Raw genomic sequence first — 10000 nt, 5'->3', positions numbered from 1 at the left:
ACTACCCGCTGAATGAAACCTTTACTACCTTGATCCCTGCCTTGATTATGGGAAATACTGTTATTTTTAAACCCGCTAAATATGGGGTGTTATTAATACAACCATTGTTGCAGGCCTTTGCTGAATCTTTTCCGCCTGGCGTGATTAACGTGATTTATGGTCGTGGCCGTGAAACCGTTGGTGCTTTGATGGAAAGTGGCAGTGTGGATTTATTTGCTTTTATCGGCACCAATAAAGGCGCCAGTGACTTAAAAAAACTGCATCCACGACCACATCGTCTGCGCGCTGTACTGGGGTTGGACGCAAAAAATCCGGCCATAGTGCTACCCGATGCCGATTTGAATTTAACAGTCAAAGAAGCCGTGGCTGGCGCTTTGTCCTTTAACGGTCAGCGCTGCACGGCGTTAAAACTGTTTTTTGTCCATCGTGCTGTGGCTGATGCTTTTGTACAGCAGCTGTCGGAGGCGATCAGTACTTTACAGTTAGGCTTACCCTGGACTGACAAAGTGCAGATTACGCCTTTACCTGAACCTGGCAAAGTCGAGTTTTTGCAAAGTCTGATTGCGGATGCTGTGGCTCAGGGTGCCAAAGTGATCAATCCTCAAGGCGGTCAAAGCGCAGGATCCTTAATGCGTCCTGCTTTGTTGTATCCGGTCAATCACCAGATGCGCCTGTTTCAGGAAGAGCAGTTTGGGCCTCTAGTACCAGTGGTACCTTATGACGATATCAGTGAAGTGATTCATTATGTGATCCATTCTGACTTTGGTCAGCAATTGAGTATTTTTGGCCAGGATGCACAGCAAATTGGTGAACTGGTAGATATCTTCGCCAATCAGGTCGGCCGTATTAACATCAACAGCCAATGTCAGCGTAGCCCCGACAGTTTCCCTTTTACCGGACGGAAAAACTCAGCGGAAGGCACCTTGTCGGTAGAAGATGCATTGCTGCAGTTTTCTATTCCAACCTTAGTCGCCTGTAAATACAACCCTGAACAAATAGCGCTAATGAAAGAGATGATTAAACAAGGCTCATCACAATTTTTAGCCACGGATTTCCTGTTCTGATGCGGCTTTGGGCCACGGCGCTGCTTTTTAGCAGCCTTGGGGCTGTGGCTGCAGAGACGCCAGCAAACAGTTGGTTGCGACATCAGCAGCGATCAGAGCTGCTGCTAAAACAAGATCAAATGTTGCTGCAACACGAATTGCAACACGCTGATCTGCCACAGCCCTTGCCTGCTTTGTACGATAAAGGCTTTGGTCGCACTGAACCTTTATTGCCGTATCAGCTTGAAGCTGAAGAGGCCCGGCGTATTGCATTGAATATTGTGAGTTTTCAGACCCCTTCAGGTGGCTGGAGTAAAAGAACCAACAGCTGGTCGGCTGCCCGGAAAAAAGGACAATACTTTGGCGTTGAGGCTGATTACATTCCGACTTTTGATAACAATGCCACCAGTGCGGAATTAAGCTGGCTGGCCATGTTTTATCCTTTGGCTGACCGACAACTACAACCACTAATCCGGCAGTCAGTGCAAAAGGCTATTGCTCTGATACTGCAGGCCCAATACCCCAATGGTGGTTTTGCTCAGACTTATCCACTTCGTGGTGGTTATCATGATGCTATTACCCTGAATGATGATGTAATGGTAAATCTACTGACGTTATTACATCAGGTTGCAACAGAGCCATTGTTTGCCTTTGTTGATCCTGTCCTTAAACAACAAGCTGCGGCGCAATTTGAACTAGGAGTGCAATTGCTGCTAAAAATGCAGCTGATAGTTCAGGGCCAACTGACCGTTTGGGCTTCACAGTATGACCAGATAACACTTGTTCCCATCAAAGCCAGAGCTTATGAATTACCAGCTTTAATCAGCAGTGAAAGCGCAGCAGTGACTTTGCTGCTGATGCAAAGAGTCAGGCCTTCTGATGCTGTTATTAAAAGTGTAGAAGCTGCGGTGCATTGGTTTAAAGAAAAGCGAATCAGCCACAGCTTGATGATCCGCACCCCGCATGGGGTGCAGTGGCGACAGCAGCAAACTGCATCAGGGTTGTGGGCCAGATTTTATGATCTGGAACAGCAACGAGCCCTTTTTGTAGACCGCGATGGCAGAGTAGTCCGATCTATGGATGAGCTTTCGTTGGAAAGACAAATAGGTTATGGCTGGTATCAATCGAATGCCGAAGCCGTACTTGAGTATTACCTGACATGGAAGGCTGCTTTAATTGAGCAAAGTATACAGTAGCGCGGCCTCTGCAGGGTTAGCGCTGCTTTCAAAAATTGTCTTTGTTACCTGCCACTTTAGTAATTTTATCCAGATAACCCATAGCAAAAGCAGACAATACAAAGGTCATATGGATCAACAAGTACCACATGATTTTGTCATTCGGAATATTTTCGGTATCCATAAATACTTTGAGTAAATGAATAGATGATATTGCCACAATCGAGGCTGCTACTTTATTTTTCAGCGAGTTAGAATCCAATTTCCCCAACCAGCCCAACTTTTCACTGTCGCCTTCAATATCAAGTCGTGAGACAAAGTTTTCATAACCAGAAAACATCACCATTACAATCAAACCTCCAACCAGGGTGATGTCAATCAGCGACAGGATCACCAGAATTAAGTCGACTTCTTTCATGGTGAAAAGGACAGGCACTATATGGAACACTTCCTGAAAAAATTTAATGCCCAGAGCCAACAAAGCTAAACTTAGGCCAAGATAAATTGGTGCCATCAGCCAGCGGGTAGCGTACATCGCCTTTTCAATTAGTTGTTCCATTACTGCTCCTTGAATATAAGACTTCAGTTTATGGGGCAAATAGTGCAGAAATTCAAGCCTCCGGCCGTTTTACTTTGCTGCAAAATATCGCACAATGAGCGTCGTTACCCGCAACAGCATCAGCACTGCGCTCTTGAGCTGTTAGTTTGTCTGGGCCTCTATGCCAAGGAAATTCCAAATGAAAAAAACTCTGCTTGCGTTGGCGTTGTCCGTCGCCACTTTTGCCCATGCCGAAGAAGGGATGTGGCAACCTCATCAGTTACCTGAACTTGAACAACTCCTCAAAGAAAAAGGTTTGGAAATTGATGCTAAAAGTATTGCCCAGCTCACTGCTTTTCCTATGAATGCGGTGATTAGTTTAGGCGGTTGCACAGCGTCATTTGTATCTAATCAGGGTCTGGTGGTCACCAACCATCACTGCGCTTATGGCAGCATTCAGCACAACAGCACTGCAGCAAACAACTTGCTGGCCAAAGGTTTTTTAGCCAAAGACTTAGATGAAGAATTACCTGCTGCTCCGGGTTCCAAAATATTTGTAACTCAGGAGGTGACCAATATCACGCCGCAAATTAATCAGGAATTGACTCCACAACTCAAGGGCAAAGCTCGCTTTGACCGTATTGATGAGCTGCGCAAAGAGCAAATCGCCGCTTGTGAGACCCCAGGTTATCGTTGTGATGTCTACAGTTTTCATGGTGGCTTAGAGTACTACCTGATTAAACAGATGGAAATTCGCGATGTGCGTTTAGTGCATGCGCCAGCTTCAGGCATAGGTAAATTTGGCGGCGATATCGACAACTGGATGTGGCCGCGCCACACAGGCGACTATTCCTTTTACCGCGCTTATGTCGGCAAAGATGGCCAACCTGCTGATTTCAGCGCAGATAATGTGCCTTTTACACCGCCATCTTATTTAAAAGTATCTGCTAAACCATTGAGAGAAAATGATTTTGTCATGGTGATTGGATATCCTGGCCGCACCAACAGGTACAATACCGCTGCAGAAGTTGAAAATCAGTTCACTCAGGTATTGCCTTTATCTAAGGCCTATCGCGAAGAAGCTATAGCTGTGATTAAACAGCATTCAGCTGAAGGCTCTGAGGCACGAATTAAATACGAGAGTATTCTGGCATCTTTGGCGAATTACGCTAAAAACTTCGAAGGCATGATCGCCAGCTACCAAAAGGGCGATACACAACTGCGTAAAGATCAGTTTGATAAAGCGCTGAATCTGTGGATTAAATCCAGCCCGGCTCGTCAGGCCAAATATGCGCCTGCTGTACGCAGCCTGCAACAATTGGTAGCGGAAGAGCAGCAAAACCAGCAGCGCGACCTGATTTTAGGTTATTTAAGTTATGGTCAGCTGTTTAATACCGCCAAAAGGTTATACCGCTTAGCCCATGAGCAGCAAAAGCCTGACGCAGAACGTGAAATTGGTTTCCAACAGCGTGATTTAGAGCGCTTTTCTGCCAGTATGAAACGTTTATCCCGCAGCTTTGATGCCAAAGTGGAGCAAGAGCTGATGCTGCATTTCCTGCAACACTACGCTAAATTACCAGCTAAACAGCGCTTGTCTGCTCTGGATGCATATTTTGGTATAGGTTCAGGTGAGCTGGATCTGGCGGCGCTGCGCACTAAACTCGAAGGACTGTATCAGGCCACTAAACTGTCTGATGAAGTAGAGCGTCTCGCCTGGATGGGAAAATCTGTTGAAGAATTCAAAGCCAGTGATGATCCGTTAATCCAATACGCAGTGGCGATGTATGAAACGGAACTCGCTCTGGAAAATGCAGATAAAGAACACAAAGGTAAGCTGGCTGTAGCCCGTCCTCAAGTGATGGAAGCCATCATTGCCTTTAATAAGGCCAATGGTAAACCAGTCTATGCTGATGCCAACAGCACTTTGCGTGTTACTTTTGGTTCTATCAAAGGTTATCAGCCAAAAGACGCAGTGTCCTATCAGCCATTCACTACCGCAGCTGGTATTTTGCAGAAACAAACCGGGGTAGACCCTTTTGATGCGCCGCCAGCTCAGATCGAAGCGTTGAAAAAGGGAGACTTTGGCATTTATAAAGATGCGGTCTATAACAACTTGCCGGTGAACTTCTTAAGTACAGTGGATACTACAGGCGGGAACTCGGGATCCCCGACGTTAAATGGCAAAGCCGAGTTAGTTGGTTTGTTATTTGATGGCGTGATTGAAGGTATTATCGGCAATTGGGATTATGACCCTGCAACTAACCGCTCTATCCATGTCGACAGCCGTTATATGCTGTGGCAAATGGAGAATGTAGATGGCGCGACTAATCTTCTGAAAGAAATGACCATAGTGAAAGAATAGCCCTGTAGGGGCGGGGCTTGTCCCCGCCCGTCTCAAATTCCAGACAAATCGCTATCTAGGCTTGTCCCCGCCCGGTTTAAGGCGTTACAGTAAATCTAATAGCCCCTAATAACTGCCCCGAATCCGTAACTACCCGAATTTTCCATTTGCCCACAGCATCTTGTGGAAACTGTTGTTTGCGTGTCCAGGCTCTGTAGCCTCCCTCCCGCCCACCTGAAATATTTAGCGGAATGCGTTCGATCGATTGACCATTGTGGATCCACTCATGGTAAATCTGTTCTTTTAAGCCCCGTGGTGCCCGCACAGAAGTGTAGGCATAAAGACCTCGTTTTAGCTCAGCCTGCGACAACTCAGTAATAGCCGCTCCAGGTAAGCGCTGTGCATAATCCATATGTTGGCTCAGCCGAATGTCGTTCAGATTTAACACTGGGGCAGGGATCAGACTGCGGCTAAACCAGATGCTGGTGGCCATTACCACTAACAACAGGGATAACACAGGTAAACGCCAGCGTCCTGGTTGCGCCAACAAGGGACGGATACTCGGAATACTCAGCAAAGCTGAAATAATAAGTGCCAAACCCAGACTTTGGGTGGTGGTCATAAAAAACAGCAGCGGCAAGACCACCATCAAAACAGCAAATAAAGAAAAGCAGTGATACAGCAAAAACAGAGCTCTTTGCTTTGTCAGTAGTCTGTTATAGGCCGGGTCAATAACGGCCACCAAAGCACAACAAAGCAATAACAGAGTAAAAAAGGCTTGAGGTTGGTCCCAGTCAGTGGCTGCCAGAAAAAAAGGTAAGGCAAAAAACAAAGTTTCCTGATGCAGTAACTGCGTGATTAAATGGGTTATGTCTTTGGATAACGAAATCCCAAACTTATGCAGCAAACCTTTGCGTAGCCAGTATTCTCCTGTTAGCCACAGCCAGCCAACCACCATCAAAATAGCAAAAAACTGGGCAAATTCTTCACGACGTTCTACTTGCCACAAACTAAACAAACCTGTGCAAAAGCCAAACAAGGCCACCAGGCCCGAGTACTTTTTTGTTAACCCACTTAGCCAGACAAAAGCACTCAGAATTCTCTGCATTTGCTCTCCATCTGTATTCATCGCTGTTGATCTACGCCTGTTTGAATTAACCTGCCGCACTATACGCTGTTATCGCCAGACATGGCTGTATTGCCGCCAGAATGATCCTAACCATGGCAAAGTTGGATGATCCGCTGCTAAATCTGGCTTTTTCTGCGCCAGCTATTCTTACCCAGTGCCTTTTTGCAGTAAGATACGCCTCATTTCGTAACTATCAGAGTTGCGGCTGCTGAAGTGAAAGAAGGGTTGAAGTTCGTGGATCAGAAAGTGCAGGTAAAACTTATTATACGTCGGGTGCCAATGCAGGCTGCTTTGTCATGGCTGACTAAAGCATGGGAACTGTTCCGTCAGGCACCTTCGACGCTGATTGCTATGGTGGCTTTTACTACAGTACTGAGTTTAGTGGCACAGCTGCATCCTGTGCTAGGTGTGATTCTGGTGCTGGCGAACCCGTTTTTGACAGCAGGTTTTTATAAAACCATAGTACTGTTGCAGCAACAACAAGCGGTGAATTTTCAATTACTTTTTAGCGTGTTCAAAGAAGAACGATATCGTCGCACTTTCATCCGATTGGCGGGAGCTAACTTGCTGGCCAATATTCCGTTGATGTTGTTGGCTGCTCAAATGATGGAACAAACTCAGGCTGGTGTAGTTGACCCTGTGACTATGTTTTTGCTCGCTGCGGTCCTTAGTTTAGTCTTTATGTTGTTTGCTTATGCGGTTGCTATCGCTTATTTCCTGAATGAACAACGTTTACAGGCAATTTTAATCGCCAGTCTGACCGCCTGCTGGCGTAATGTCGGCGCTTTAACTTTATTTGGTATTTTATCAGTCGGCTTAGGTATGTTAGGTGTTGTGACTTTGGGTTTTGCTTTTATTGTCATAGTTCCACTGCTGCAAGTGGCGTTCTTTTTATCCTTCAGCGCGTTTTTTGCCTTACAGTTGGATAATTCAGCACCTGCGGTATTGGAAGTATAAGCATGACAGAGCCTCAGCCTTCGCAAGAGCCAAAGCTTCTAACGGAGCAGGAATTGCGGCAATGGCTGTTGGGGTTGTTGTCGCGCCGGGAATACAGTGCGCTGGAGCTAAAACAAAAGCTGAAACAAAAGGGCGCTTCGGCCGAACAAAGTGCAAGTCTGCTGGACTGGGCACAGCAGCGCAATTACCAAAGTGAATTACGTTATGCCCGGATGCAGGTCAACGCAAAGTTGCATAAAGGCTATGGATGGTTTTACATTAGCCAGTTTTGTGCGCAGCAGGGCATTAACAAAGAACTACTACAGCAGCTGCTGGAAGAATTAAACATAGATTGGTTTGAAGTTGCCACTTCAGCCTATCGGAAAAAATATGCGGATAAACCCATATCGGATTATCAGGACAAACTTAAACGGATGCGTTATTTACAAAGCCGTGGTTTTGGCAGTGACACTATCCAACTTGTATTTGCAGAGCTTAAAGAAGAGTAAGATATGTATATGACTTCGGCACAACTTCGCCGCGCTTTCCTGGAATTTTTTGCCAGTAAAGGCCACCAAATCGTTAGCAGTAGTTCACTGATCCCAGGCAATGACCCTACTTTACTCTTCACCAACGCTGGTATGGTGCAGTTTAAAGATGTGTTTTTAGGCCAGGATAAACGCAGCTACAACCGCGCTGTGACAGCACAACGTTGTTTACGCGCCGGCGGTAAACACAACGATTTAGAAAACGTAGGCTATACAGCCCGTCACCATACCTTCTTCGAAATGCTGGGTAACTTCAGTTTCGGTGATTACTTCAAACAGGACGCTATTAAATACGCCTGGGAGTTTTTAACTGAAGTCGTGATGCTGCCCAAAGAAAAACTCTGGATCACTGTCTACGCTACAGACGACGAAGCTTTTGATATCTGGACCAAAGAGATTGGTGTGCCAGTAGAGCGCGCTATCCGCATTGGTGACAACAAAGGCGCACCTTATGCCTCTGATAATTTCTGGGCTATGGGCGACACAGGTCCTTGTGGTCCTTGTACTGAGATTTTCTATGATCACGGCGATCATATCTGGGGTGGTCCACCGGGCTCACCAGAAGAAGACGGCGATCGTTTTATTGAGATCTGGAACAACGTCTTTATGCAGTTCAACCGTCACGCTGATGGCCGGATGGAACCACTGCCAAAACCAAGCGTGGATACAGGCATGGGCCTGGAACGTATTGCAGCCATTTTGCAAAACGTACACAGCAACTACGAAATCGATACTTTTGCGGCGCTGATAAAAGCGACTGCAGAAATTACAGGCGCGAAGGATTTAAACGACAAATCGTTACGTGTGGTCGCTGACCATATCCGTAGCTGTTCATTCTTAGTGGCGGACGGTGTGATGCCATCCAACGAAGGCCGCGGTTATGTGCTGCGCCGTATTATTCGTCGTGCTATCCGTCACGGTAACAAGCTGGGCGCTAAAGGCGTGTTTTTCAGCAAACTGGTCGGCGCTTTGGCAGAACAAATGGGTGAAGCTTACCCTGAACTGATTGAAAAGCAGGCCGTGATTGAAAAAGTGCTGGCGCTGGAAGAAGAGCAGTTTGGTAAAACCTTAGAACGTGGTCTGGGGATTCTGGAAGAAGCTCTGGCAGAGCTGAATGGCAGCACAGTGATCCCGGGCGAAGTGGCCTTTAAGCTGTATGACACCTACGGTTTCCCACTGGATTTAACCAGTGATGTGGCGCGTGAGCGTGGTTTAACTGTAGATCAGGCAGGCTTTGAAGCTTCGATGGAAGCGCAGCGTAAACGCGCTCAACAAGCTTCTAACTTTGGAGCTGATTACAACCAGGCATTAACTTCGGCCCAGTGCACCGACTTTACCGGCTACACCCAAATTCAGGGCAAAGCCAAAGTAGTAGAAATTCTGCTGGAAGGCAATGCTGTTAACTCTTTGACAGATGGACAGCAAGCGCTGGTGATCCTGGACCAAACGCCGTTTTACGCCGAGTCCGGTGGTCAGGCAGGTGATACAGGTGTATTAACTCTGGCTAACGGCGCGGTATTCCAGGTTGCTGACACCATTAAAGTAGGTAAAGCTTTTGCCCATAAAGGCAGCGTAAAAGGTGCTTTGGCTATTGGTGATTTAGTCGATGCAGCCATTGATAATGCCCGTCGTGAAGCTATTCGTAAAAACCACTCGGCCACACACTTATTGCACGCTGCGCTTCGCACCGTCTTAGGTGAGCACGTAACGCAAAAAGGTTCTTTAGTAGGTTCAGAGCGTTTACGTTTTGACTTCTCGCATTTTGAAGCAGTCAAAGCCGATGAAATCCGCCGTATCGAACAACTGGTCAACGAGCAAGTCCAACAAAACCACGAAGTGCTGACCCGTCTGATGAATGTGGATGAGGCCAAAGCTGCAGGTGCTATGGCGCTGTTTGGCGAAAAATACGATGACGAAGTGCGTGTGCTGAGCATGGGCGACTTCTCGATTGAACTCTGTGGTGGTACTCACGTCTCCCGCACTGGCGATATCGGCTTATTTAAAATTGTGGTCGAAAGCGGCATAGCTGCTGGTATTCGCCGTATTGAAGCTGTGACTGGTGAAGGCGCTTTAGCTTTTGTGCACAAGCTGGAACAGCAAGCTCAAACTGTGGCTTCAATGCTCAAAGGCGATGTCTTTTCTATTGCTGAAAAAGTGCAGCAAGCCATGGACAGCCGCAAAGCCTTAGAAAAAGAGCTGGAGCAATTAAAAGCTAAGCTTGCCAGCGCTGCCGGTGCTTCTTTGCTGGAGCAGGTGCAAGTGATTAACGGCGTTAAAGTGCTGATTGCAG

General features: G+C 46.8%; 8 protein-coding genes. 6 read left to right on the top strand and 2 right to left on the bottom strand.

Annotated features, from left to right (window positions below; all coding sequences use genetic code 11):
* Together LDL40_RS11525 and pelA are read left to right on the top strand one after the other, a co-directional pair.
* Positions 1 to 1064: aldehyde dehydrogenase family protein (locus LDL40_RS11525; RefSeq protein ID WP_300995523.1), on the top strand; the 1064-nt coding region annotated here is incomplete at its 5' end.
* On the top strand, positions 1064 to 2239 hold the full coding sequence (gene pelA / locus LDL40_RS11520; RefSeq protein WP_300995522.1) for a pectate lyase: 1176 nt from the start codon (positions 1064 to 1066) through the stop codon (positions 2237 to 2239). The genes LDL40_RS11525 and pelA, both read left to right, overlap by 1 nt.
* A 28-nt stretch (positions 2240 to 2267) precedes the next feature.
* On the opposite strand, the gene LDL40_RS11515 is transcribed toward pelA, so the two are convergent.
* Positions 2268 to 2777 (bottom strand): TIGR00645 family protein, encoded by a 510-nt coding sequence (locus LDL40_RS11515; protein ID WP_300995521.1) that lies wholly within the window; start codon positions 2775 to 2777, stop codon positions 2268 to 2270.
* 178 nt (positions 2778 to 2955) lie between these two features.
* Between LDL40_RS11515 and LDL40_RS11510 the strand changes: the two genes are divergently transcribed.
* Positions 2956 to 5118, top strand: a complete 2163-nt coding sequence (locus LDL40_RS11510; protein WP_300995520.1) for a S46 family peptidase — start codon at positions 2956 to 2958, stop codon at positions 5116 to 5118.
* 76 nt (positions 5119 to 5194) lie between these two features.
* Here LDL40_RS11510 and LDL40_RS11505 read toward each other — a convergent pair whose 3' ends face one another.
* Positions 5195 to 6205: a DUF5924 family protein gene (locus tag LDL40_RS11505; protein ID WP_300995519.1), complete on the bottom strand. Its 1011-nt coding sequence runs from the start codon at positions 6203 to 6205 to the stop codon at positions 5195 to 5197.
* Between the two features lie 255 nt (positions 6206 to 6460).
* Here LDL40_RS11505 and LDL40_RS11500 point away from each other — a divergent pair, with 255 nt between their 5' ends.
* The 3 genes from LDL40_RS11500 to alaS all read left to right on the top strand — a co-directional run.
* Entirely contained in the window at positions 6461 to 7183 is a 723-nt protein-coding gene (locus LDL40_RS11500; protein WP_300995518.1) for a hypothetical protein, read from the top strand.
* A gap of 2 nt (positions 7184 to 7185) precedes the next feature.
* Positions 7186 to 7671 carry a regulatory protein RecX gene (locus LDL40_RS11495; RefSeq protein ID WP_300995517.1) on the top strand — a complete coding sequence of 162 codons (486 nt, stop codon included), beginning with the start codon at positions 7186 to 7188 and terminating at the stop codon, positions 7669 to 7671.
* Between the two features lie 9 nt (positions 7672 to 7680).
* On the top strand, positions 7681 to 10000 hold a 2320-nt coding region (gene alaS, locus LDL40_RS11490; RefSeq protein WP_367304316.1), incomplete at its 3' end, for an alanine--tRNA ligase.

Source organism: Rheinheimera sp., from assembly GCF_020217005.1.
GTDB lineage: Bacteria > Pseudomonadota > Gammaproteobacteria > Enterobacterales > Alteromonadaceae > Pararheinheimera.
Note: the sequence above shows the minus strand (reverse complement) of the source record. Positions and strands in the feature narration are given on the sequence as shown.

What these genes read in the sequence shown, in the direction of transcription:
- pelA (WP_300995522.1), top strand. Translation starts at nt 1,064, where the DNA reads ATGCGGCTTTGGGCCACGGCGCTGCTTTTTAGCAGCCTTGGGGCTGTG.
- LDL40_RS11515 (WP_300995521.1), bottom strand. Translation starts at nt 2,777, where the DNA reads ATGGAACAACTAATTGAAAAGGCGATGTACGCTACCCGCTGGCTGATG.
- LDL40_RS11510 (WP_300995520.1), top strand. Translation starts at nt 2,956, where the DNA reads ATGAAAAAAACTCTGCTTGCGTTGGCGTTGTCCGTCGCCACTTTTGCC.
- LDL40_RS11505 (WP_300995519.1), bottom strand. Translation starts at nt 6,205, where the DNA reads ATGCAGAGAATTCTGAGTGCTTTTGTCTGGCTAAGTGGGTTAACAAAA.
- LDL40_RS11495 (WP_300995517.1), top strand. Translation starts at nt 7,186, where the DNA reads ATGACAGAGCCTCAGCCTTCGCAAGAGCCAAAGCTTCTAACGGAGCAG.